At 41.0% G+C, this 24176-nt stretch carries 24 protein-coding genes and 1 pseudogene; 20 read left to right on the top strand and 5 right to left on the bottom strand.

From position 1 onward, the window contains the following. Positions 1–99 precede the first annotated feature (99 nt). Complete coding sequence (locus QNN06_RS03155) at positions 100–936, top strand: aldo/keto reductase (protein WP_284036958.1); 837 nt, start codon at positions 100–102, stop codon at positions 934–936. A 39-nt stretch (positions 937–975) separates the two neighbouring features. Here the strand turns inward: QNN06_RS03155 and QNN06_RS03160 are convergent, their stop codons facing one another. Next, positions 976–2199, bottom strand: coding sequence for an NAD(P)/FAD-dependent oxidoreductase (locus tag QNN06_RS03160; RefSeq protein WP_284036959.1), 1224 nt, complete (start codon positions 2197–2199; stop codon positions 976–978). A 987-nt stretch (positions 2200–3186) separates the two neighbouring features. Then, positions 3187–4566, bottom strand: coding sequence for a M28 family peptidase (locus tag QNN06_RS03165; protein ID WP_217033187.1), 1380 nt, complete (start codon positions 4564–4566; stop codon positions 3187–3189). 530 nt (positions 4567–5096) lie between these two features. On the opposite strand from QNN06_RS03165, the gene QNN06_RS03170 reads away from it, so the two are divergent. Beyond that, complete coding sequence (locus tag QNN06_RS03170) at positions 5097–5747, top strand: YdeI/OmpD-associated family protein (protein WP_213118824.1); 651 nt, start codon at positions 5097–5099, stop codon at positions 5745–5747. 161 nt (positions 5748–5908) lie between these two features. Here QNN06_RS03170 and QNN06_RS03175 read toward each other — a convergent pair whose 3' ends face one another. Beyond that, positions 5909–6289, bottom strand: coding sequence for a GNAT family N-acetyltransferase (locus QNN06_RS03175; protein ID WP_213118823.1), 381 nt, complete (start codon positions 6287–6289; stop codon positions 5909–5911). Between the two features lie 846 nt (positions 6290–7135). Between QNN06_RS03175 and yycF the strand changes: the two genes are divergently transcribed. The 4 genes and pseudogenes from yycF (at position 7136) to QNN06_RS03190 (ending at position 9468) form a co-directional block, all read left to right on the top strand. After that, on the top strand, positions 7136–7846 hold the full coding sequence (gene yycF / locus QNN06_RS03180) for a response regulator YycF (RefSeq protein ID WP_217033190.1): 711 nt from the start codon (positions 7136–7138) through the stop codon (positions 7844–7846). Between the two features lie 194 nt (positions 7847–8040). Next, entirely contained in the window at positions 8041–8274 is a 234-nt protein-coding gene (locus QNN06_RS03185; RefSeq protein WP_217033191.1) for a hypothetical protein, read from the top strand. A 225-nt stretch (positions 8275–8499) separates the two neighbouring features. Then, positions 8500–8565 (top strand): annotated as a pseudogene (locus tag QNN06_RS31215) (hypothetical protein); the annotation flags it as partial. A gap of 114 nt (positions 8566–8679) precedes the next feature. After that, entirely contained in the window at positions 8680–9468 is a 789-nt protein-coding gene (locus QNN06_RS03190; protein ID WP_284036960.1) for a nitroreductase family protein, read from the top strand. A 547-nt stretch (positions 9469–10015) separates the two neighbouring features. Here QNN06_RS03190 and QNN06_RS03195 read toward each other — a convergent pair. Both QNN06_RS03195 and QNN06_RS03200 read right to left on the bottom strand, forming a co-directional pair. Continuing rightward, positions 10016–11137 (bottom strand): ABC transporter permease, encoded by a 1122-nt coding sequence (locus QNN06_RS03195; protein ID WP_284036961.1) that lies wholly within the window; start codon positions 11135–11137, stop codon positions 10016–10018. Position 11138: 1 nt separating this feature from the next. Next, entirely contained in the window at positions 11139–12068 is a 930-nt protein-coding gene (locus QNN06_RS03200) for an ABC transporter ATP-binding protein (protein WP_284036962.1), read from the bottom strand. 233 nt (positions 12069–12301) lie between these two features. Between QNN06_RS03200 and QNN06_RS03205 the strand changes: the two genes are divergently transcribed. From QNN06_RS03205 to QNN06_RS31320, 14 genes are all read left to right on the top strand, one after another. Beyond that, entirely contained in the window at positions 12302–12676 is a 375-nt protein-coding gene (locus QNN06_RS03205; RefSeq protein WP_217033195.1) for an SdpI family protein, read from the top strand. 152 nt (positions 12677–12828) lie between these two features. Further along, positions 12829–14424, top strand: a complete 1596-nt coding sequence (locus QNN06_RS03210) for a spore germination protein (RefSeq protein ID WP_372447611.1) — start codon at positions 12829–12831, stop codon at positions 14422–14424. Positions 14425–14474: 50 nt separating this feature from the next. Further along, complete coding sequence (locus tag QNN06_RS03215; RefSeq protein WP_217033196.1) at positions 14475–15581, top strand: GerAB/ArcD/ProY family transporter; 1107 nt, start codon at positions 14475–14477, stop codon at positions 15579–15581. After that, the gene (locus QNN06_RS03220) at positions 15562–16776 is read left to right on the top strand and encodes a Ger(x)C family spore germination protein (RefSeq protein ID WP_213118816.1); all 1215 of its coding nucleotides are present in this window, start codon (positions 15562–15564) and stop codon (positions 16774–16776) included. Before QNN06_RS03215 ends, QNN06_RS03220 begins: the two co-directional genes overlap by 20 nt. A 25-nt stretch (positions 16777–16801) precedes the next feature. Next, the gene (locus tag QNN06_RS03225) at positions 16802–17005 is read left to right on the top strand and encodes a CLC_0170 family protein (RefSeq protein WP_213118815.1); all 204 of its coding nucleotides are present in this window, start codon (positions 16802–16804) and stop codon (positions 17003–17005) included. A gap of 179 nt (positions 17006–17184) precedes the next feature. Further along, the gene (locus QNN06_RS03230) at positions 17185–18972 is read left to right on the top strand and encodes an adenine deaminase C-terminal domain-containing protein (RefSeq protein WP_284036963.1); all 1788 of its coding nucleotides are present in this window, start codon (positions 17185–17187) and stop codon (positions 18970–18972) included. Between the two features lie 291 nt (positions 18973–19263). Continuing rightward, entirely contained in the window at positions 19264–20058 is a 795-nt protein-coding gene (locus QNN06_RS03235; protein ID WP_213118813.1) for an enoyl-CoA hydratase/isomerase family protein, read from the top strand. Positions 20059–20183: 125 nt separating this feature from the next. Continuing rightward, the gene (locus QNN06_RS03240) at positions 20184–20633 is read left to right on the top strand and encodes an acyl-CoA thioesterase (protein WP_213118812.1); all 450 of its coding nucleotides are present in this window, start codon (positions 20184–20186) and stop codon (positions 20631–20633) included. A 76-nt stretch (positions 20634–20709) separates the two neighbouring features. Beyond that, entirely contained in the window at positions 20710–21588 is an 879-nt protein-coding gene (paaX, locus tag QNN06_RS03245) for a phenylacetic acid degradation operon negative regulatory protein PaaX (RefSeq protein ID WP_213118811.1), read from the top strand. 207 nt (positions 21589–21795) lie between these two features. Further along, complete coding sequence (locus tag QNN06_RS03250) at positions 21796–22734, top strand: Phenylacetic acid catabolic protein (RefSeq protein ID WP_284036964.1); 939 nt, start codon at positions 21796–21798, stop codon at positions 22732–22734. Position 22735: 1 nt separating this feature from the next. Next, complete coding sequence (locus QNN06_RS03255) at positions 22736–23056, top strand: metal-sulfur cluster assembly factor (protein ID WP_213118809.1); 321 nt, start codon at positions 22736–22738, stop codon at positions 23054–23056. Continuing rightward, on the top strand, positions 23053–23289 hold the full coding sequence (locus tag QNN06_RS03260; RefSeq protein ID WP_217033204.1) for a hypothetical protein: 237 nt from the start codon (positions 23053–23055) through the stop codon (positions 23287–23289). Before QNN06_RS03255 ends, QNN06_RS03260 begins: the two co-directional genes overlap by 4 nt. Continuing rightward, complete coding sequence (locus tag QNN06_RS03265; protein ID WP_284036965.1) at positions 23282–23920, top strand: Phenylacetic acid catabolic protein; 639 nt, start codon at positions 23282–23284, stop codon at positions 23918–23920. Before QNN06_RS03260 ends, QNN06_RS03265 begins: the two co-directional genes overlap by 8 nt. A 10-nt stretch (positions 23921–23930) precedes the next feature. Beyond that, positions 23931–24077, top strand: coding sequence for a PaaD-like zinc ribbon domain-containing protein (locus QNN06_RS31320; RefSeq protein WP_481819254.1), 147 nt, complete (start codon positions 23931–23933; stop codon positions 24075–24077). Positions 24078–24176 lie beyond the last annotated feature (99 nt).

A 24176-nucleotide genomic window follows, 5' to 3' on the forward strand; every position in this document is an offset into this window, starting at 1 on the left:
AGATATATTGGGGACTACCATAGTCATTAGGACTGTGGTATTTTCTTTTTATGGAGAGGAATATTCTTAGTGAAATCTTTTTTGATAGGAGGATACATAATGCCAACAAGCTTAAAAGATACGGTTACTTTATCTAATGGCGTGGAAATGCCGTGGTTTGGCTTAGGAGTTTTTAAAGTAAGTGAAGGGGACGAGGTCATTCAGTCTGTAAAGGCGGCTATTCGGAACGGATACATCAGCATCGACACGGCTGCGATCTATTTAAATGAAGAAGGTGTGGGGCAGGCGATTCGTGAATCAGGTGTTCCCCGTGAGGATTTGTTTATTACAACAAAGCTTTGGAATACCGAGCAGGGATATGAATCCACATTAGAAGCGTTTGAAACAAGTCTTAACAAGCTTGTACTCGACTATTTGGATCTTTATTTAATTCACTGGCCAGGTGTTGATAAATATAAAGAAACGTGGAAGGCTTTCGAAAAGCTATACAAAGACGGTCGTGTCCGTGCTATTGGCGTCAGTAACTTCCATGTTCATCATTTAGAAGATTTGATTCGAGACGCTGAAGTGAAACCAATGGTCAACCAGGTTGAATTCCATCCCCATTTAACTCAAAAAGAGCTTCTTGCTTATTGTAAAAAAGAAGGAATTCAACTAGAAGCATGGTCGCCATTAAAAAAAGGAGAACGGTTAAATGAACCAGTTCTCGAAGATATTGCGGCTAAATATAATAAATCCGTTGCACAAGTAATTCTGCGTTGGGATCTGCAACATGGCATCGTAACAATTCCAAAATCCATCAAAGAGCATCGCATCATTGAAAACGCCGACGTATTTGACTTTGAACTGACCGCAGAAGACATGGAAAAAATTGATGGACTCAACCAAAACAGCCGCTCTGGATCGGATCCAGATACCATGAGAGTAGGGTTCTAATAAAACAAGAAAAATGGGGAAAACCAACCCCATTTTTCATCACTTATTTAGCAAAGGGCGATCCTGCAAGTATAGAGCCAAATCTGGACAATTACCCTCAACAATCTCCTTTACAATAATCTTCGACAGCAATTGGCTGTAAACCGTCCCATTATCACCAAAGGCAAATAGAAAATAACTATTAGGATATTCTTCATATTGGCCAATAATCGGAATGCCATCCGCTATGCCGCCATAAAATGCAGCTAAATAATATTCTGGCTGGACCTTAATAGTAGGAAACATTTTATTAAACTCTTCAATCAGTTTATCCTTTTTGTGAATCAGTTTACTATCGCGATCTTCAGGGTATGGAGTATTATCATCAAGTCCTCCGATGATAATCCGGTTATCTCTAGTGGTCCTCATAAATAAATAGGGACGAGCAGTTTCCCAAATGAGTGTCCTGTTATACCATTCGGAGAAATTGTCGACTGGATTGGTTGTGACCGTATATGTACTGACAAAAGAGGCTTTTTTCTCTTTTTTGATTTCCATTCCTTCATAACCTGCTGCAAAAATAATATAGCGTGCTTGAATCGAACGCCCATTCTTTGTCGAAACAATCATCTTTCCTCGTTCTTCATCATAGTGGTGACCGTTCATTTCCGTATTTTCATATATACGGATTCCTTTTCTTGCGGCGTACTCCAATAGTGCATGGGTGAATCGGAAAGGATTGATTTCTGCATCATTGTATGAGTAAATAGCGGCATCCCTGCTAAACGGATAGTTTGCTTCAATCTCTTCCTTTGTTAGAAAGGTAAGGTCACAGTTTTGCTGCTTTAAAAATTCGTATTCCTTTCTTAGTTTTTCAACGTCCTCTGGACAGCTAGCAGAGTATAGGGTATCTCTTCTGTTGAATTCACAATCAATTGTGACTTTCTTGGAGGCTGCTTCCATTTCATTAATGGCATCCTTTAGTAGTTGTAAATGCCTTTTTATGTAATCAGTTCCAAAAGTGTTGATCAGATCTGTAAACATTTTTTCGCCGGAGTATTGAAGGAGGGCGGTATTCGTACTAGTACTGCCGCTGCCAATGGTTGTTTTTTCAATGACAGCCACCTCTAAATTAGCATCAGCAAGATAATAGGCACATTGTGCCCCCGAGCTTCCACCCCCAATGATTAATACATCACAAGATAGGTCTTCTTCCAACGCTGGGTACGAGGGAGCATCAGGAAAAGTAGTGGGCCAATAATAAATTCCAGATTGTAAATTCATATATATCCCCCCAGTTATTAAAAATAGATAATGTTAATATAACCAGCCTCATTTTATACATACGTGAGGCATGGGTGAAGCATGGGGACGGTTCTCGTGCATCATTTTAAATTTGGCTATTTGTTTTTTTGTCGTCATCGTCTGCCATTATTTTGTATGCTTATTGCGTAAAATCCGTTTAGTAACAATGATTTTTCAATATTTAATCAAACGTTTATTTAATTGACAAATATTTTAGAAGCTTATAAGGCTTTGTGCTTTTATGACAAGCATTTCAGAGTATTTAACCAAACGTTTATTTAGATTGCTAGAAGGGGAAATTTACTGAAGATTGGCGAAAGTAGTTTGTGTTAGAAAGCTAGATGGTTTTGAGAGAGGTAGGATCCATGTTTATTCAACAATTTTTTTACCCCAAAATTCAGCCAATTCCCGGATGCACGTAGTTTATAACAGACCTAATCAAACGTTTGTGTAAACGACAATATTTTTAGCTTTTTACTTTTAATCAAATGTTTGTTTAAAAAAATAAATGGTCTATTCTGCCCGTGAGTTCAAGAAAAGAAGCTCACCGGTAAAAATAAGCCAGCTATTTTGCCCGAGAGCTCATGAAAAGAAGTGCAGCGGTAAAAATAAGCGATCTATTCTGCCCGAGAGCTTCTGAAAAAAAGCGTAGCGGCAAAAATAATCGATTTAATCTGCCCGAGGGCTCCTGAAAAGAAGCGCAGCGGTAAAAATAAGCGTTCTATTCTGCCCGAGAGCTCCTGAAAAGAAGCGTAGCGGTAAAAATAAGCGGTCTATTCTACCCGAGAGCTCATGAAAAGAAGAGCAGCGGTAAAAATAAGCGGTCTATTCTGCCCGTGAGAACCAGAAAAGTAACGCTGCAGCTTATTAGAATCATTTTTCAGAAGTCTCGGACGGTTCTCGTGCTTCCTTTTAACAGTAAAAACGCTTGAATCTCTATTTGATTCAAGCGTTTTTACTGTTCTATTAATCTACTGGGCGGTTTTCGAAATCGTAGTCCACTAATGCTGGAGCCACACGTGCCCGTTCGAGAGCCGGCGTATCAGGACGAACGATTTGATAGGCTGCTGCTCCGACGATTGATGCAGCTTGTTGTAGCTTTTCTTTACTGATATGTTCAATCGTATCTGTTGGCTTGTGATACTGAGGCTCAACAGGTGAATGAATAAATAGTGCGGAAGGGATGCCCACATCATGGAATGGCTGATGGTCACTTCTTCCTAACTGTCCGTACGGTACCGCCACATCATACATTCTTGATGAGGCAGACGCTCCTAAGTCCGTAACAAGATTCTTCTGACCGTTAATTGTATACATGATCAGTCCACCTAATGGATGATCTTCTCCTGCTTCTGCCCCGCCAATCATATCCATTTGGAAGTGGGCAACAATACGGTCTATATCACTTTGTGGAAGCTGCGATACGTAGAAGGATGAGCCCACCATTCCTCTTTCCTCAGAGCCGAAGGTAAGGAAGCGGACTTCGGTATCAATTGGAGTCTTGACAAGAATTCTTGCTAGCTCGAGTACGGCTGATACACCAGAAGCATCGTCATTTGCTCCCGGTCCATTAGGAACCGAGTCATGGTGTGCTCCAATCGTGACAATCTGTCCTGTGTCCTTGTTCTTGTTAGGCTTTAATTTAGCCTCAACCACATAGGATGTTTTCTCGATCTTTTGGATATCGACATCTAAGGTGGCTGTAACAGGGCCGTTCTTTAATTTTTCAACCAATCCTTTCCCCTGTGCTTGGGTGATTGCCACAGCAGGAACTTCTCCATTGGCTTGGCCAAAGTTATTGCCATTGGCACTGTTGTTATACATAAGTACCCCAACTGCTCCTTTAGCAACTACATTTGCCACTTTTTCAACGAACGTGATATCCCCACGCTCAATCAAGGCAATTTTCCCTTTCACATCATCTGTAATAGTGCCAGCTAATGCTTTTCCAACATCAACGAGCTCTGCCGTTACATTTCCGCTTCCACTGCCGCTAAAGGCACGGCCTTTGAAATCAACTCCATCAACTACAGCAAGTACGTGGTTTAACTTATAATCATAGATCGGAAACGGTATTCTTCTAGTTTCGAGTCCTAAACTCTTAAACTGGCTTTCTATGTACTCGACTCCACGAACCTCTCCCTCTGTGCCAGCTTCCCTAGGCACGGCTGATAGATACTTAATGGTATTATACATATTGTCTGCGCTGATTTTCTTGATAACATTGTTGTCAAACGCTGTGGCGGCTTGTGCATTTGGTGCACTATTCGTTTGAGCATAGACAACCCCTGATGATAAAAGCATGCCTGTTGCAAGGACTGTGATCATGGATTTACGACGAAACATGAAACTCCCCCTTTGAAAAATTGATACTCTTTCATTATTCCTACTTTGGCAAATATAGTAAACAAGAATCGTTTTACAAAATCATAGAAATTCCTTTAAAATCCGCTAATGACTATACACGAAATCTATTCATCATTTTGTAAACGTTTTCATAACTATCTATATTAGTATGATAATAAATAGTATGTTATTTTAAATTTACAAAAATTTTCATATAAAAAAGCTAGATTACTATATTAATTATTCCTCCTGCAAATACATTCGAGTAAAAAGGACATTCCTTGCGAAATCCCTATTAAATTTCATTTTTCTCGAAAAAAAGACAAAATATTTCCCTGAAAATATTACAATTAATTCCTGTATTTTATAGGATTTTGCATTTTTGAAGGTTATGATAGAGGATAGAAACGTGTGGGGTTTGGGAAGAAGCTGAAGTAGGTAAACTATTAAGAGAGATTGATGTGAAAATAACCACAAGAAAAGAGTAGCAGAGTTCCAATTTGACCCTGGTTAAAGGAAGGAGAAAAGTAATGTCAATTATCGATAAATTAAATCTGGGCAAGTATAGTAATCTTGCCGTACTTAATCAACCGGAAGATTATGATTTATTTAATGGATATAAGAATGAATTAACTGGAGAACAAGATGCGATCTTTATTTTTATTGAAACGCTCGATCAAATGGTGGCCCATACTCAAAGGATAATCAATGAACAGCAATTACTAGAAAAAGGATACTTATTTTTTGCCTATCCGAAAAAAGGGAACAAGAGGTATGAAACGTTCATACATAGAGATGAAATCTTTCCAGCCATGAAAGTGGGCGAAGATGGGTATGTAGCCAACAGCGACTTGAAATTCTCACGAATGGTGGGGATGGATGATGTCTTTACTGTAGTTGGATTAAAGCGCGAAAAAATGAAGCCTCAAAAGTCATCAGCTGCGAGTCAATGTGTAGCAGATTATGAAGAAAATATAAAGGATGTTGAAATGCTTTTAACTGATCATCCCAATGAACTGAAACTGTATAAAGAGTTAACACCAGGTTATCAAAAGGATTGGGCGCGCTACATATTTTCTGCTAAGCAGCAGCAAACACGTGAAAAACGCCAAAAACAAATGGTCGAAATCCTATCACAGGGATATAAATCAGTTGATTTATATCGTCAAAAAAAGAAATAGACTTTTAGTGTTCTATTTGACATTAGGTAAAAAGATAAAAGATTTTCGAAAGGGAGCAGGATTATCACAGGAGTAGTTAGCAGATAAACTTTGTGTATAAAGAGAAAAAATGTAATGAGTATCTGTTAATAAGCGTTACTTGTATGTATTTTTATGAAGAGTCATACCGGTGCTTCCGACCAAAGGAAGGATTCATTTAGGTCGCATTTTTCACAAAATGCAGCTGTGTTTTCATCGGGGATAAAACTAGTATCTGGATAAAGCTGTTTTAGGGCTTTAACCATCCTACTACCGATTCCATGACCACGATGGGAAGGGTTAACTGAAATATGTTGGATTTGGATAAGGTGATTATTTACAAATACAACACCGATAAGACCAATGATGCCTTTTTCTTCCTTCCATAAAAAGAGTTGGTGGTCTTGGTCAGTTTCATATTGATTAATCGTAATCTGAAGTTTCTGCATATCTTTTTCATTTGGCATAAACGATAATAAGCCCATGGCTATTTTATTATACGATTTTTTGTAACGTGTCAACATTTTTAATCCCTCATTCATATGAAATGGACTTGTAGCAAGTCAATTAGGTACTCCATTATGAAAATGGTATGATGTTGATTTACTATTCTGTTATTAATTACATTAAACTTATCAGAATTAAATCTTATTGTTTTACAAAATGTTGTATATCTCATTAAAAATATATTTCAGAAAATTTACACAATTTAATCCGTTAGCAAAATTATAATGTAGGTTTAAATATAATGTCGTGAAAAGTTAGGATTTTCATCTTATTAAATTTCACTCCATTATCGCACGATTTATTTTTGTGCTATTTCCAAAGTACAAGCGCTCAAATTGCGATCAGTAAAGTTATAAAAGGATGTCCGGTTATAATAATTGTTAATAATGAATCCACGAAAAAAACCCCTTTCTTCTTGCCGTTTTTCAAATAGATATTTAGGAAACACACAACAAAAAGGAGTGTCATCGAAAAAATCGTATCTAAAGCAAAAGAAACAGGAAATTTTTTTATGGATTTTAATTAGCCATTAACCTAGGAAAAGTATCGAGAATATCGATTGTATTTACTATATCAAAGTTTGTTTACAGTTCGGTTGGGAAAATAGTACAATTGTGTAAAAAAATTAAGGTTTAGTTAATGAAAAAGAACAGAAGCAGTGGTTATTCAATAATTAAACTTTTAAACAAATTTTACCAAATTGTTCTATTTCTTTAACTGAAATGTAAAACAACTATGATAAAGTAGTTTCTACACCAAGTACCCTCCATGCAGAGCCGGCTTCCTTTTATTAAGGTGCTGGCTCTATTTATATCCTAAATATTAATAAATCAATTTATCATGAAGGGAGTATTAATAATCAAATGAATATACTTGTCGTTGATGATGAAAAGCCAATTGCGGATATTTTGCAGTTTAATTTAAAAAAAGAAGGTTATAGTGTCTATTCCGCCTATGATGGAATTGAAGCCCTTCAATTGGTGAAGGAGATTCAGCCGGATTTAATCCTTCTCGATATTATGCTGCCGCTCCGGGATGGAATGGAAGTTTGCCGGGAGGTCAGAAAAAAATATGAAATGCCAATCATTATGCTAACTGCAAAAGACTCTGAAATTGATAAAGTGCTGGGGCTTGAACTTGGGGCTGACGACTATGTAACAAAGCCATTTAGTACACGGGAATTAATCGCTCGTGTCAAAGCGAAACTGCACCGTCGTAATACAAGTATTACCCAAACGGTATTTGAAAATGATTCAAATGATATTGTCATTGGTTCCCTTGTTATTCATCCAGATGCATATGTTGTTTCAAAGTGCGGAAATACGATTGAATTGACGTACCGTGAGTTTGAATTGCTTTACTATTTGGCGCAGCATATCGGTCAAGTCATGACAAGGGGACATCTGCTGCGAACCGTATGGGGGTACGATTATTACGGGGATGCTAGGACTGTGGATGTAACGGTCCGAAGATTAAGAGAAAAAATTGAGGATACACCGAGCCATCCAGCTTTGATTGCTACACGTCGCGGAGTTGGATATTATTTGCGGAATCCTGAACAGTGTAATGTCTGATGACCTATCAATCTTCTAATGAAATCTCTTAAAAATGCCCATTTAATGTTGACTGTGTTTCAGTAGTATTAAAATCTCGTATTATATTAAACAATCCTAACACTTCTGTTAAAAAATGCTGAAGTTAGTTGATGCTTAGATATTACAGTTATATGATCAAAAGACAACGAAGGGTTAACTGGGAGGTGAGGTTCGTGGCAACTGTTTTATTTGGCACAATCGAATATTATGAGGGAGAAATAGTTAATTATCTATCTAATAGATACAGTTATGATCATGAAGATGCTGCCAAAAGAGTTTTTGCCTTGCTGGAAAAGGAAATCTTAAATACTTTTTTGTTTGAAGAAACACTACGAATTCAATGTTTACATAATCTTATCAAGGCATTTGGGAAGGTCTCTAAAAAAAGTATTGTAATGATATCATAGAAAAGATTAATACGATTACCAGACAAAGAATCCGCTTCTACCTGAGCGGCTTCTTTGTATCTGGTCCAGAATGGTGCAATCCAATTGTTCCTCTTAATCATCCATAGCTTCATTGATGGGATAAACACATCTATTTCATGTCCTTTAAGGCAACCTCCAATATCTTTTGCAGCAGCATAATCTCAAATTAGGTATTTATAAAAAAATAATAAGCATTTTTATGAATTAACTCTGAGTGACCTTGAAAAAGAGTATAAATATAGTAAAAAATATATTTTGGAAACAAATTAAAAAAATGTTTTAAATACTACATACTATCTAATTTACTGTTGTTGGATGGAAGAGTGAAAAAAGGAAATCCCAACCGTCCTCATCTCTCTGCCCATGCTATACTATTTGTAGGGAGTGATTACGTTGGAACTAAACGATGTTATCTTCGGGCACAGGTCGATACGAGAATATGAAGATAGGGAAGTAAGTCAAGAACTGTTGGATCAAATCCTAGATGCGGGCATCCGTGCGTCTTCTAGCGGAAATATGCAAACGTATTCAATTATCGTCACGAAAGACAAAGAGCTAAAGAAAAAATTGTACTCCGCACATATGGACCAATCGATGGTAGTGGATGCACCTATTCTACTAACATTTTGTGCTGATTTTAATAGAATGCGAAAATGGCTTGCTCTTAATGATGCACCTGTGCATTTCGATAACTTTATGAGCTTTATGATTGGCGCCATTGATGCCACGTTGGTCGCACAAAACTGTGCGTTAGCAGCAGAGAATGCCGGGCTGGGCATTTGCTATATGGGTTCAACTCTTGCAAATTGCGATCAAATTGGCGAGCTGCTCAACTTGCCGCCAAATGTCGTACCGGTTGTTGGTTATTCATTAGGGTATCCTGCAGAAAACCCTGCCCCACGTGACCGATTGCCCAGGCATGGACTTGTTCACTATGACCAGTATCAAGATTATTCAGAAGAAGACATTCTCGAAATCTACAAAGATAGAAATGAAAACGGTTGGAACCGGTACATGGCGAACCCTAGGCTTAAGGAAATGACCGAACGTTTAGGATTGAAAAACCTCGCCCAAATCTACACCATTGCCAAGTATACGAAGGAATCTCACCTTGAGTTTTCACAGACAGTGCTGAACTACTTGGAGAGGCAGAATTTTATGGAAAATGAGTAGGGAGTAGGAGTTTTGTTTATGCTGTTTTCGTAAATATTTTTGTTTTTGCTCCTATGCGACCGAACCGCTGAATTTTTCGAGAGTTGGGGAGTATAGGAAGGCTATATGCGACCGAACCGCTGAATTTTTCAAGAGTTGGGGAGCATAGAAAGGCTATATGCGACCGAACCGCTGTTTTTTCAAGAGTCGGGGAGCATAGAAAGGCTATATGCGACCGAACCGCTGAATTTTTCAAGAGTTGGGGAGCATAGAAAGGCTATATGCGACCGAACCGCTGAATTTTTCGAGAGTTGGGGAGTATAGAAAGGCTATATGCGACCGAACCGCTGTTTTTTTCAAGAGTTGGGGAGTATAGAAAGGCTATATGCGACCGGTCCGCTGAATTTTTCAAGAGTTGGGGAGTATAGAAAGGCTATATGCGACCGAACCGCTGAATTTTTCAAGAGTTGGGGAGCATAGAAAGGCTATATGCGACCGAACATGTTATTTTTCCAAGTGTTCGGTCGCTTACAGCGTGGCAAAAAGCTATTCCTCTTACATGATCGTATTACCTGACTGATACAATCGATTTCCTTTTATATAACAAGGAACCAATGATAAAGGCAATTCCACCCCAAAGGAGCATAATTCCAAATCCATACCAAAGTGGGGTTGAGAGAATAGAAGTATTATAGACCATACTGTCTCTTAGACCGTCGGCAAAATAGGTGAGCGGGAGAATGTTTGATACAGGCTGCAGCCAATCGGGCATGGTTTCAACCGGAAAGAAAATGCCGCTGACAAACATCATCAGGAAGCTGACAATGTTTGCTACACCCATATAGGCCTCATTTGTATTGCTAAAGGATGAAATTAAATAGCCAATTCCATTGAAGGAGAGGGCTCCCATTAAGAAAACCAGCAACAAGCTAGGAAAATTAATAAACAAATTGGCGCCGAATACGAATACGCCAATTAAGGATAAGAGAATGATTTGAATGGTGCTGAATAACAGGCGCATCACCATATCACTGAGGCCAAAGATGCCCATTTTTGCCGGGGTCATCCGCAGCCTTTTGATTAACCCTTTCCTGCGCATATCCACTAAGTCAACCATGCCGAATAAGCCGCCTTGGGCAATCGATAACGCAATCATCCCGGTTAAGAGAAAATCCGTATACTCCAATTCCGAACTGCCTGAAGAAATGGTTTCAAATTGCTGCTCAAAGGTTGGGGCTGCACCAACTGCCTGCAGGTTTGCCTGCTGAATGAACTGGTTTAGGACACCCGCAACGACTTGGGTGGAAACACTTTGTTCATTTTCTTTGTTCACAATCAGTTTAATCGAGGTGGCCTTTGCTGATTCTGGTAAGACAATGGCAGCATCGACTTCCTTCTCTTTTACTAAAACTTTTGCTTTCTTTTCACTAATAGGGTCCTTTTGGCTTACTTCAATAATAGGAATTTGCCGCAATTGCTTCGCCATCACAGCAGACGTCTCATTTGCCGATTCATTCACAATGGCAACTTTCGTGCTAAAATCATCATTTGACCTGCCGCCAAATATCGTCATAAAGATGACCATTAAAATAACTGGAAAAAAGATTCCCCAAAACCACGCTTGTTTTTCACGGAGTGTTAATTTTAATTGAGCAAGGAACATTTGTTTAAATTGCTTGAGATTATTCATGCTAATCCCTCCACTCTTTACCGGTATAAGCGATAAAGACATCTTCAAGACTCATTTCGCGAATCGAAACTTGTTCCACTTGATATTCCTTGTCTTTTGTAAATTTAAAAAGGTCAAACAGTAAATCCTCGGGTTTAATGGTCCATAGCTTAAGTGCGGTGCCCTCACGTTCTGTACGTGTCACAGAATCAAGAGCACTTGCAAAAAGCTCTGCATCCTGGGCGGCTTTTTCTCCATCAAGGAATGATAAGCGAACCTCTCGTTCATTTGTTAATTTTTCGATTAATGCGGAGGGGGAATCCAAGGTTACAACCAATCCTTGGTCCACGATGCAAACCCGGTCGCTTAGTTTTTCGGCTTCTTCCATATAATGAGTGGTGAGAATAGTGGTTTTTCCTAATTTCTTAAGCTCAAGAATAATCTCCCAAACATTGCGTCGTGCCTGAGGGTCGAGTCCGGTCGTGGGTTCATCCAGAAATACGATGTCAGGATCACTAATCATGGCTAGCCCGATAGCCAGTCGTTGCCGCTGACCGCCAGATAATTTCTTGACTTGATTCTTTCGATGCTCGGTCAGATTAACCAGTTTGAGAATTTCTTCAGTTGACCGTGCCTTATCGTAAAATGTAGCAAATAGATTCAAATTTTCTTCTGGAGACAATAAATCAAACATGGCACTAGATTGCGGCTGTACGCCAATTTTCTTTTTAATCGTTATGGTGTGCTTGTTCCAGTTCAATTCACCAAACTGTATGTCTCCATGATCCGGTGTAACCAAGCCTTCAATCATCTCAAGTGTGGTCGTTTTTCCTGCCCCATTTGGCCCGATAATGGTAAAAATCTCTCCCTCTTCCACAGAAAAGCTAATATCTTTGACGGCTTGTATGGAACCAAACGATTTCTTCAAATTCCGGACCTCTAAAATATTCATCGTCACATCACCTTTCCTTGGAAACCAGCCATTTTGTCACAAAAGCCCCAATTCCAAAAGTTGCATACCACGTTATACCTATGTTGTGAAATAGGAAAGGATTCATAAATTTTAAAGAAACCGAGGCATGGGGACGGTTCTCCTGCCTCTTTTTTTATTTAGCTTTTAAGTCCATTGATCCGAAGAGGGAAGCTTATAAAAAGCATACCGGCGCATTTTCCATCATCAACTCTGTGATTATCCTATTTCTCGTCGTCACTAATTTAATGGGGCTGTTTAGTGGGCTGGGATACGATATTCCTTTTCAAAAAGTTGTACCGGTGCTGCTTGGTATTATGTTTATCGTTTTTGGAAATTTCATGACGCAAATCCGGCATAACTATTTCTTCGGCATTCGGACACCTTGGACCCTGGCATCAGAATATGTCTGGAAAAAAACACACCGATTTGGAGGATATGTTTTTGTCGTTATTGGCCTTGTACCATTAATCACCACCTTTATAGGTTCCATGGGAATGTACCTTTTCCTTGGGGCATTAGTGGTCGGAATTGCCCTGGTCATGATTTATTCCTATATGGTGTATAAAAGGGAAAAAGGGAAAGTGTAATTCGCCGGAAACTGAATATGATAGAGACACGGGGATGGTTCAACTGCTTTTGAAGCAGTAGAACCGTCCCCGTGTTTCACTTTGAATCTGGGTAAAAAGCCCCAGTTTATTTAGAGTGATTTTGCAAATGTTATAGTTATGGAGGCGGTATCGTGGCTTTTACTATAAAGAGGAAACGGGCGAAAAAAAGGGACATTGGAAAAGACGCGGCGCCTTTTAATAAAGGAGTGAAGGCCGATTCCGATGCGATTCTCTCTCCTTCACTTGATGACACAGTGTCTGGAATTAAACAGGCTTTAGGTGATAATGATGATTTGATCATGAAGTACTTTAAAGTATTTGGCCAGTATGAAGCGGCAATTATGTATTTTTCTAATTTAGTAAATCAGGATAGTATTAATCATGATATTTTGAAACCCCTTATGTATGTGCCGGATCATTTAAAGGATCGGAACCGGTCATTAGACCAAATAACCGATATGATTATCAAAGAAACGATCTATCATAGCCAGGCTAAACTTGAGTGGAATATGGAAAAATTAATCGAGTACATTTTATGCGGTGAAACCTTGCTGATCATCGACGGTATCAAGGAAGCGATTCGGATTGGGACACGCAATGTGGAAAAGCGAGCCATCAGTCAGCCAGAAACCGAACAGATTATATTAGGGCCCCGTGAAGGATTCATTGAAAATATCCAAACCAACCTCGCCTTACTGCGCTATCGTCTTCCAACCCCCGATTTCCAAGTCAGAACTATGAAAATTGGACGCTTGACTAAATCCACCGTAGCCTATTGTTATCTAAAAGGCATCGCCAGTGAAACCGTCATTCAGGAAGTGGAAAAAAGACTGTCTGAAATCGATATCGATGCCATCATGGATGTTGGCTATCTTGAACAATTTATCGAGGATAATCCTTTTTCCCCGTTTCCGCAAATTCAAAGTACAGAAAGACCGGATAAAACAGTCGCCAATTTGGCCGAAGGCAGAGTGGCCATTTTTGTGGATGGTTCCCCTTTTGCCTTGCTGGTCCCTGTTGTCTTTAACCAATTTTATCAAACAGCAGAGGATTATTCGTCCAGGTTTTTGATGGGCAGCTTTGTCAGATTGGCCCGGATGCTGGCCCTTGTGTTTTCGCTGGTCTTTCCTGCGCTTTATGTCTCGTTCATCTCGTTCAATCCGGAATTGCTGCCAACCGAATTTGCCATAGCCGTGGCAGGAGGAAGAGCGGGGGTTCCATACCCAGCCGTTGTGGAAGTATTGATTATTGAAGTAGCCATGGAGGTCTTAAGGGAAGCCACCGTACGTCTGCCCAAGCAGGTCGGCGGCGCCTTATCCATTGTCGGGGTTTTAGTTGTCGGGCAGGCAGCTGTTGAAGCAGGTTTGGCAAGCCCAATCACCGTTGTGGCGATCGCCCTGACCACCATTGGCTCTTTCGCGACTCCTGCCTATTCCGCTGCATTTGCCCTTCGTATGCTGCGGTTTCCCATCATGATTCTGGCAGGTATTTTTGGATTATATGGAGTCGTCATCGGCATTATCTTTATTTTCAACCATATGCTGTCGTTGAAATCGTTCGGGGTGCCGTATATGGCGCCAGTCTCCCCAGAAAACTACCAGGGGTTGAAAGATGTGATTTTCCGGGCCCCATTGTGGTCGATGCCTAAAAGACCGGCATTTCTCAATCCCGCAAACCGCAGTCGATTAAGTAAAGATATTAATCGAAGTGAATTCGGGAACGAATAGCGTAAAGCAATTGATGCGATCAGGATACACAGAATGGAGGCTTCTAGGGAATGGACACTAGACACATCACAACAACTCAAGCTGCTGCGATCTTAATTAGCACCATTATCGGCGTGGGAGTTCTGCCATTGCCTTTGTTTGCGGTACAGGCGGGCGGCACCGGAGCACCGCTTGTCACGTTTCTAGGAATGGTTTTAGGGGCGATTGGGTTATTCATTCTTACCTTTTTGGGGATCCGCCATCCGCAAAAGACCATTATTACCTATAGTGAAGACATCATCGGAAAGTGGTTTGGCCGATTTTGCAGCTTATTTGTCATCCTGTTTTTCTTTATCTTAACCGGTCTTGCTGCCCGCGAATTCGGTGAGGTAGTGGTGGCCGGTGTTTTGCAGGAAACCCCATTGGAGGTCACCGTGATTGTCATGCTGCTGCTCGCTTGTATCAGCTGCCGAAATAATATCAATGTCTTTTCCTATATTCACAGTTTTTATCTTCCAATGATATTGGCTCCTGTTTTAATCGTGGTGGCCTTATCGTTAAAGAATGCCAATCTTTTATATTTACGCCCGATAATAGGCACCAATCTGCCGCATATGTTTCTTGGGACACTGACCATTTCTGCCCTATTTCAGGGCTCATTTATTGTGACGATGATCATCCCCTCGATGAAAAATCCGAAGAAAGCCATAAAGGCCAGCCTTTGGGGGATTTCCATTTCCGGAGGATTGTATTTATTACTTGTTATCGCGACGGTTTCTGTTTTTGGGACGGAAGAGATGAAGCAAATCTTCTGGCCGACTCTGGAATTGGCGAGAACGACAGCAGTGCCGGGAAATGTCCTGCAGAGGCTGGATGTTATCTTCCTAGCTGTTTGGGTAACCGCCGTATTCACTACATTATTCTCCAGCTATTATTTTACGATTCATTCGATCAAACAGCTGCTCAACCTTCCGGACCAAAGAATGTTATCTTGTTTTATTTTCCCATTCGTATTTATTTCGGCCATGCTGCCCCAAAATCTTTTACAAATGTATGAGTTTATTAAATTTGTGGGCAGAGTAGGCTTGCTGATTACCATTGTGTACCCCGGCTTGCTGCTGACAATTGATTTCTTTAAGAATAGGGGGCTGAAAGGAAGTGCTTCACAACAAACGTAGCCTAAGACTTCTGCTGGTTTTTATCCTCATCCTCCCTTTGCTTTCAGGCTGCTGGGACGCAATGGAAATGGAACGTCGCGCGAATGTTTTGGCCATTGGAATTGATGAAGCCGGCGAAAAGGATCGGAATAAGGATGGAGAAGTGGCTCATTTAAAAAATAGCTTTCTTAAGCCACAGGGGAATTTGATTAAGGTGACGGCCCAGATTGCGATACCAGGGCGGATTCCGCTTGGTCCTGAACAAGGAGGAGGCCAAAAGCCGGTATTGATCATGAGTGTCGTGGGCCATTCATTGGAAGACGCTTTGCAAAATCTTCAGCAGCAGGTGGCTAATGAGCTGTTTCTCGGTCATTTACGCATAATTGTGTTAAATGAAAAAGTGGCGAGGCACGGAACGAAACGGCTAAATGATTTGCTCAGGCGTAATCCAGAAATACGAAGGACCGCTGCGCTTGTCGTGTCAAAAGAGGCAGCCTCTGAATATATGAAGCTAGAACCAAGTCTGGACCGGGTTCCCTCACTGTATTTGGCGGATATGGTAGATAATTTATCTGCTTTGGGGAGGTTCCCGCCTAGTTTTATCGGATTATTTTGGACCATTTACTCGAGTAAAGGGCAGGAAGCCTACCTTCCATACTTATCGATTAAGCAGAAGAATATCATTGAGCTAAAAGGCCTTGCTTACTTTAAGGGCGATAAGATGATTGGCAAGACATCACCGCTTGAAATTGGCGTTTTTATGGCGATAAAAGGGGTCGGCAAAGGCGGGTACGGCGCCTTTGTCCAAGTACCTGGCAGCGACAAAACGGTCATGGTGCGAATAAGAAGCCGCAAAACCAAGCGGAAGATTGAGCTGAAGAACGGTCTTCCTCACGTCAGGCTTAAGATCCGCTATGAATGTGAAATCGATGAAAAGGAAAGTCCCAAAATTAAGATAAACCACTCTAAAGTGTTGAAAAGTATTGAAAAAGAAACAGCCAAAAACATGAAGAATTCGATTGAAAAATTGATTTCCACGACGCAAGCAGCCGGTTCCGATGTTTTCGGTTTTGGGGAATACTTTCGGGCAAAGCTTCCGCGGTATTGGAACGGAAAAATAAAAACCAAAGAAAACTGGGAGAGAGCCTATCAACAGCTAACATACGAGGTTAAAGTGGATACCCTGATTCACCGCGTCGGCATGAAAGCAAAATAATACATAAAGGTAGGTTGAGGTTCGCTTGAATAATATCGGTTATATGGTGTACGTCATCATTCTATTCGGCCTATCCGGCTTCATGCTTCTACTAACAGACGCCAAAAAATATAAAAAGGCAGCTCAGAAAAAGGAACAAAAAGTCTCATTGATCCTAGGCTGGATTAATATATCCATTGGAATTGGATTAATACTGTTCAATTGGATCTATCAGAACCTTGTCTGGTGATTTTGTTCCCTTGATAGAGGTTGGACGACCTGGTGGGCGCCAAAAAACAATTAATATTTTGTTTGACATATAAATTTCCAACCTAGTAATATTATGTTAAATATACAAAGGTAAATAAAACATAATGTTTTCAACTAGAAAAGGCGTGTATGAATTCCAAAGGACGGGAGAGAAGAGGATTGAGATTAACAGCACAACGCAGTGAATTAATTGAAGTGGCCAAGGGAACTCGGCCTGCCGATCTGTATATCAAGGGCGGAACTGTCATTAATGTCTATTCAGGGGAATTTTTGCAGCAGAATATTGCTGTCTATAAGGATGCAATCGCCTATATCGGTACTAGTGAAGCCTCCATTGGGGAGCGCACGAAGGTCATCAATGCGGAAGGAAAATATATTTCCCCAGGATTTATTGAGGCGCACGCCCATCCATGGGTCATTTATAACCCTGTTAGCATTACAGAAAAAGTTCTGCCTCTCGGGACGACGACATCAGTGAATGATAATTTATTTTTTTATCTGCATATGGGGGCGGAAGGGTTCAAGGAAATGGTGAAGAATTTACGGAGTTTGCCCGGAAACTTTCTTTGGCTGGCGAGGCTTGTTTCTCAAGCTGATTTCCCTGGGGAAAGAGGCTGGTTTAACCATAAGAATGTATGGGAGCTGCTAGAACTTGACGAGGTAGTTGGTTCAGCGGAAGTGACCCGTTGGCCGTTACTATATAATGGAGATCCATTTTTGCTTGAAACAATGGAGTTTATTAAGAAATTGGGGAAAGTTTCCGATGGACACACGGCCGGCTGCTCCTATGAAAAATTAAATGCCATTGTTGCCTCAGGTGTGTCGGCCTGCCATGAAGCGATTACGGCAAAGGAAGCATTAGAAAGGCTTCGCTTGGGAATGTGGACGACCCTTCGCAATAGTTCATTAAGACCGGATTTGGCTGAACTGATTAAACTGATTACAGAAGGGAATGTCAGTACCGATAAAATCTTGATGACAACAGATGGACCACACCCCGGATTTATTAACAAAGATGGCTATGTAGATGGGCTTGTCAGACAAGCCGTCGAACTTGGTGTACCCGTCATGAAGGCCCTTCAGATGGTTACCCTTAATGCAGCAGCCTATTTAAGACTGGACGATTATGTCGGAGGCCTGGCGCCAGGAAAGAAAGCGGACATCCTGATCCTCCCTGATTTGCACGACTTCCGCCCAGATCTCGTCATTGCCTCGGGAGAAATTGCCGCTGAAAATGGCAAAATGCTGGTTCAACTTCCTGAAATCGAGTGGCAAAAATATATAGTAAAAGAACCATTTGCTTTTAGCAAAACAATCCTAAACGAGGCCGATCTCTACCGATATCCCCATCCATCTGAAGACAGCACTGTTCCTGTTGCTTATTTTAAAAGCAATGTGATCACCCAGCGCAAGGATACAGTTCTTCCGTCCGTCGATGGATATGCTGATCTGTCCAATCACGAAGGCTTGATTAATGCTGTCTTGATTGATCGAAGCGGCAAGTGGATTTCAAAAGCCATTCTAGAAAGGTTTGCTGTTCATCTTGATGGCATGGCATCAACCTATAATACGACCACTGAATTGCTGGTGGCCGGCAGAGATCCAAAGGCAATGTCAATAGCCGGAGCGAGGGTTTATGACATGGGTGGGGGAATTGTGATTGTCGATGGCGATCAGATCGTATTAGAGATCCCGCTCCCATTTACAGGGATGATGACGACCAGTCCTTCCTTTGATGTTTCCGTAGAATACCATGACCGGTTATTGTTGATGCTGCAGGAGCGAGGGTTTCCATTCCACGACATTCTTTATACTCTGCTGTTTTTAACATGTGACTTCTTGCCAGGCCTAAGGCTGGTTCCATACGGCTTATATGAAGTGAAAACAGATGAAATTTTGCTCGCCGCCGCTCCGTTAAATACAGAATGCTATCATATAAAAAATTAACTGCTTAAACAAAAAATGGACCACACATGATTGCTCATGTATGGTCCATTTGCTTTAGGAACAGTATGATTTGTCTGCTGGGGGGATACCTGATGGTTTCTCATATTTTCATAGTAAAAAAATGATAATTTAAGGAAATAGAAGAATAGGGTAGAAACAAGGAGAAAAAGAATGGTATTGTAATGAAATCGACTGAATTCACAGTGTTGTGAATTATTAAAATATTGTGTATATTATGTATTAGAAACGTTGTTTAAAAAACCATAATAAAAAATCTGAGGAGGAATAAAAATGTCAGCAGTAACCGAAACAAAAAATTTAACCGTTAAAAAAGAAAATGGAATTGCCGAAATTCACATTCATGTAAACAAGACGAATGCCTACGATTTGGAATACTATAAAGAATTAAATGCTGCCATTGATGATATTCGTTTTGATAGCGATATTAAAGTTGTCGTGTTAATGAGCGATATGCCAAAGTTCTTCTCAGCCGGGGCAAATATTAATTTCCTTAAGGCCGCGGATCCGCGATTCAAAACACAATTCTGCTTATTCTGCAATGAAACACTGGATAAAATTGCCCGTTCTCCGCAGATTTATATTGCCTGCCTTGAGGGCCATACGGTCGGCGGCGGCTTGGAAATGGCGTTGGCCTGCGACCTCCGCTTTATGGGCGACCAAGCCGGAAAGATTGGACTCCCTGAAGTAACACTTGGGGTACTTGCCGGAACCGGAGGAACTCAGCGTTTAGCTCGTCAAGTGGGCCATTCTAAGGCACTTGATTTGAATATTACCGGCGAAACCTTAACACCACAAGAGGCGTTGGCGATTAAGTTGGTTGACCGGGTGTTCCCGCAGGAAGAAACTAGAGCGAGAACATTGGAGTATGCAAGAAAAATTGCCAGCAGTGCCTCCTACGCCATCTCAAATATTAAGCTCTCCATCATGAATGGCAAGGAAATGCCATTAAATGCGGCAATCCGCTATGAAGGGGAACTGCAAAATCTATTATTCCGTTCCGCAGATGCGCAAGAAGGGTTAAGCTCCTTTATTGAAAAGCGCCAGCCGGAATGGGCCGGAAAGTAATTGAATAAAGCTAGCGACCACACAAATTAGCTGAGCAAAGTAGAGGAATACATTTTTATAGTACCAACCAAGGGCGATATCGGTCATCGATATCGCCTTTTGTTAAATCTGATAGGAGGAATAGAATGAGGTCCAATGAAATGCGATTCGTTGTTAATTGGGGTGATACGGATAAAGCGGGAATTGTTTATTATCCCAACTTTTTTAAATGGTTCGACATTGCTGGCCATCAATTTTTCAAAAGCTGCCAGCTTGCTCCTGTGAAATTGGAGGAAGAACGGGGAATTATCGTTCCCTTACTGGATGCTCAATGTACATTTGAAAAAGCGTTGTTTTATGACGATCTTATCACTATTCAAACCAAAGTAGCGGAGGTGAATAGGAAAACACTAAAACTGCGCCACGAGGTATTTAGGGACGGAAACCGTGTAGCACATGGCTATGAGGTGCGTGGCTGGGTGCAGAAAATGCCGGAAGGGATCAAGGCAGTGCCGATCCCAGAAGATGTAAAAGACATTTTACAAGAAAATATTCATACTAAATTAAAGGAGAATTTCACCAGTTATAATGCATAAAAAATGGTATTCCTCTATAATGGATGAAGAATGATCGCATGAATCTAACTATTAACAAAAGAAGATGGTGACAACGATGAAACCAAGGTCATTAATGTTTACTCTCTATGGGGAATACATTCAACATTATGGTGGAGAAATTTGGGTTGGAAGTTTAATTCAGCTAATGAATAGGTTTGGCATATCGGAATCTTCTGTTCGCGGTGCGATTTTGCGAATGGTACAAAAGAATTTATTGGAAGTAAGAAAACTGGGAAATAAAAGCTATTATTCTGTTACAGCCCAAGGAAAGAGAAGAGTCGATGATGGGGTAAAACGGGTTTTTTCAGCTTCTAATACATCTTGGGACGGCAAATGGCGGGTTTTCAGTTATTCGTTCCCTGAGGAAAAACGCGAGCTGCGAAATGAAATCCGCAAAGAGCTGACCTGGACGGGATTTGGCATGATTTCAAACAGTATTTGGATCAGCCCCAATCCGCTCGAGGATCAAGTAATGGCAATGATTCACAATTACCAAATTGAAGAAAATACCGTTTTATTTAATACCTCCGACGTGCTCTCCCATACGAGTGAAGGGATTATTGAAAAAGCCTGGGATTTGGATCAGGTTGCGGAAAATTATCATAGGTTCATTGAGGAATTTTCTCCAAGATTCGAAGAGCTCAGGGAAAGAGCTTTAAATAATACATTGCAAGACGAAGAATGTTTTATTGAGCGGACGAATATTGTTCATGAATATCGAAAATTTCTTTTCCAGGACCCCGGATTTCCGCGTGACCTATTGCCGGATGACTGGATTGGGGCCAAGGCAAGAGAGCTTTTCTGGAATATTCACCAATTAATTTCCATACCATCGATCCGCTTTTTTGAATCAATCTTTGAAGGCGCCCCTGATAAAGAAATATCCCCCAACCGGGGCAGAGCGATTAACCCTTTTAAAGAGATTTATATATAATTTACATGTCGGGAAATGGAAAGACGTCTTTCACACGAAAGGCGTCTTTTTTTTATCATCCTATAAATATGAAAGATATTAATAGATTATGTTTTTATCATTATCAACATAAAAACGTAATAAACTTGTTGACAGATAATTTTAAATATTCTATATTACTAATTATAGACGATGAAAAATAAAACGTAATGAAAAGGGGCGAAAAAATTGAATCAAGCTGAGGTGTTGATCGACAAGATTAAGGATGGTTTTATGGTGGAATGTGTGGATGATATGAACGAAGAATATCTTCGCGCCTTGAAGCAGACATTGACTATTGTTGGCGATACAGAGCTTTTAAGCGTTCCTCCGCTGTTAACAGTCTATAATCAGGCGCCCAATCTAAACTATAAGATTACGGCATTAGCTGTTATACAGGATGAAATCGGTCATGCCCATATTGCCTATCGATTGTTGGAAGAACTTGGTGAAGATGTAGAAGCTCTTCTGTACGAACGCCCGGCCCATCGGTGGAAAAATCCGTACGCATTTGATTTTAAACTGGACAATTGGATTCAACTGGGCGTCTTCAACGGACTGTTTGACCGGGCAGGATACACCTTGCTTGGTGATGCATACGAAAACACCTCCTATGGACCTTGGAAGCGCGCTCTCGTAAAGGTTGACAAAGAAGAACTGTTTCATCTCCGAAATGGCGAAATCATCATGCGCGCCGGAATGAAAAATCCGGACACAGCCAAGCAGGTTCAGGAAGCTGTAGATTGGATGTTCCTAATGGGGCTGGAGTTTTTCGGTGTTGCCGACAATTTGAAAAGCCGTTCTGCACAGCTGGATTACAAACTGAAGGGAAAATCAAATGACCAGTTAAGGCAAAAGTGGCTGTCCACAGCCGTTCCATTTTGTGAATCAATTGGTGTAAAAGTACCTGCCCACTATGATGAGGAGCAAAGAAAGTATGTAATAGATGTTCCGTTCCCGTGCAAATTTGATGTCGAAAATAAAAAATGGCTCACCGACCAGCCGGACACATGGGAAGGTGTCATTGAACGCTTTAAAAAGCGCGGCCCGCAAAATGTGGAATTTGTTGAAAGAATTCAAAAGGGTGCCCTTGAATTAGAGGAATTACGGGCAATGGAGGCCGGATGACATGAAAACCATGGAAACGGAAAAATACTGGGAGGCATTAACAGAGGTCATGGATCCCGAATTTCCAATCAGCGTCGTCGACATGGGGTTAATTTACGACATCACCAAGATTGGTGACGACACAATTGCCGTCAAAATGACCTATACCTCAACCGGATGCGGCTGCATGCAATGGATTGAAAACGATATCAGGGAACGCCTGCTGAAGGAAGAAGGAATCAGGGATGTGGAAATTCATGTAGTGTGGGACCCGCCATGGACGGTCAGCAATTTAAGCGAAAAAGGAAAACTAAAATTAAAGACATGGGGGGTCAGTTCATGACAAAAAAAAGTCAGCGGCATGAGTATTTCTTGTTTACCCGGATCAACCGGGGGGATGATTTAATCCAGGTGGGCTCCTTACTGGCAGAAAATGCCGATTTGGCAAAAATCTATGCCCAGCATATTTACGATGAAGAAACCTGGGTGGAAATGCAAGTGGTCAGAAAAGATCATTTAATTGAAGTGCGTCTTCCGGAACCGTTATTTGCAAAAGGAGGTCTTTCTTGTGGCTGATAAAAAGAATGACTCTCTCATAGTGCTGGCGGAAACCATTGCCGATAACAAATTTATCACCGGCGACCAGTTAGTGGAAATTGGCATCAGCGGCCCAACACTCGAAGCTTCCCTATCTTCCATTGCGATGGCTCAGGCAGAGCTTGGCCATGCACGATTAATGTATAAATGGTCCAATGAATTACAAGGACTGAATGCAAGCAAGATGGAAGTAAAAGAACAAACCGGTAAGGCATTTCCTGCCTTGGTGAATGCCTCCAATTGGCTGTCGCTCATTGCCGGGTTATATGCAAATAATCAAGCGGTCGATTTAGTGATAAAGGCGATTTTGAAAGCGGAGCCGCCAAATCTTCCCACACCATTTAATAAAATGATCAGAGAACAGCAAGAACATCTACTCTATGCAAAAAGCTGGTGCAAGCAATTGCTTCGGGACCGTGGCGCCGTTCCGAGAGTCTTTAAACAACACTTGGAAAAAGCTGCTGCAGAGGTTGAACAATGGCTGGTCAAAGTGGAGAAGGACCCTCAATTACAATCTGAAGCAATTATCTTAAATAATAGTAATCTTGTAAAAACCTTTAAATCGGAAATCGAGCAGTTAACGAATTTCGAAGAGGTCCAACATGTGTAAGGGGAAAGAAATGGTCCAATGTTCGTTCTGCTCCTCCGAACAGGTAGAGAAAATCTCCTCCTTTGGGACTGCGCAACTAGTCAGACAATATTACTGCAACAGCTGCTATAGTGTCTTTGAGTATATCCGCTGGCAGGAACCCCAGGGGAATGAATGAGGGAGAAGGGGGGCCCTTCAGATAAACAAAACCGCGATTGCCGAACCCGCCATGCCAGCAGGTGCATGAGGTAGGCCAAGGAATTGCCATGGTAAAAAA

The organism is Neobacillus sp. 114, assembly GCF_030127045.1.
Lineage (GTDB): Bacteria > Bacillota > Bacilli > Bacillales > Cytobacillaceae > Neobacillus > Neobacillus rhizophilus.

Excerpts from the sequence above, each read along its gene's own strand:
- QNN06_RS03165 (WP_217033187.1), bottom strand. The coding sequence starts at position 4,566 with ATGTTTCGTCGTAAATCCATGATCACAGTCCTTGCAACAGGCATGCTT.
- paaX (WP_213118811.1), top strand. The coding sequence starts at position 20,710 with ATGAAACCAAGGTCATTAATGTTTACTCTCTATGGGGAATACATTCAA.
- QNN06_RS03235 (WP_213118813.1), top strand. The coding sequence starts at position 19,264 with ATGTCAGCAGTAACCGAAACAAAAAATTTAACCGTTAAAAAAGAAAAT.
- QNN06_RS03260 (WP_217033204.1), top strand. The coding sequence starts at position 23,053 with ATGACAAAAAAAAGTCAGCGGCATGAGTATTTCTTGTTTACCCGGATC.
- QNN06_RS03240 (WP_213118812.1), top strand. The coding sequence starts at position 20,184 with ATGAGGTCCAATGAAATGCGATTCGTTGTTAATTGGGGTGATACGGAT.
- QNN06_RS03215 (WP_217033196.1), top strand. The coding sequence starts at position 14,475 with ATGGACACTAGACACATCACAACAACTCAAGCTGCTGCGATCTTAATT.
- yycF (WP_217033190.1), top strand. The coding sequence starts at position 7,136 with ATGAATATACTTGTCGTTGATGATGAAAAGCCAATTGCGGATATTTTG.
- QNN06_RS03170 (WP_213118824.1), top strand. The coding sequence starts at position 5,097 with ATGTCAATTATCGATAAATTAAATCTGGGCAAGTATAGTAATCTTGCC.
- QNN06_RS03155 (WP_284036958.1), top strand. The coding sequence starts at position 100 with ATGCCAACAAGCTTAAAAGATACGGTTACTTTATCTAATGGCGTGGAA.
- QNN06_RS03195 (WP_284036961.1), bottom strand. The coding sequence starts at position 11,137 with ATGAATAATCTCAAGCAATTTAAACAAATGTTCCTTGCTCAATTAAAA.
- QNN06_RS03255 (WP_213118809.1), top strand. The coding sequence starts at position 22,736 with ATGAAAACCATGGAAACGGAAAAATACTGGGAGGCATTAACAGAGGTC.
- QNN06_RS03200 (WP_284036962.1), bottom strand. The coding sequence starts at position 12,068 with ATGAATATTTTAGAGGTCCGGAATTTGAAGAAATCGTTTGGTTCCATA.
- QNN06_RS31320 (WP_481819254.1), top strand. The coding sequence starts at position 23,931 with ATGGTCCAATGTTCGTTCTGCTCCTCCGAACAGGTAGAGAAAATCTCC.
- QNN06_RS03160 (WP_284036959.1), bottom strand. The coding sequence starts at position 2,199 with ATGAATTTACAATCTGGAATTTATTATTGGCCCACTACTTTTCCTGAT.
- QNN06_RS03175 (WP_213118823.1), bottom strand. The coding sequence starts at position 6,289 with ATGTTGACACGTTACAAAAAATCGTATAATAAAATAGCCATGGGCTTA.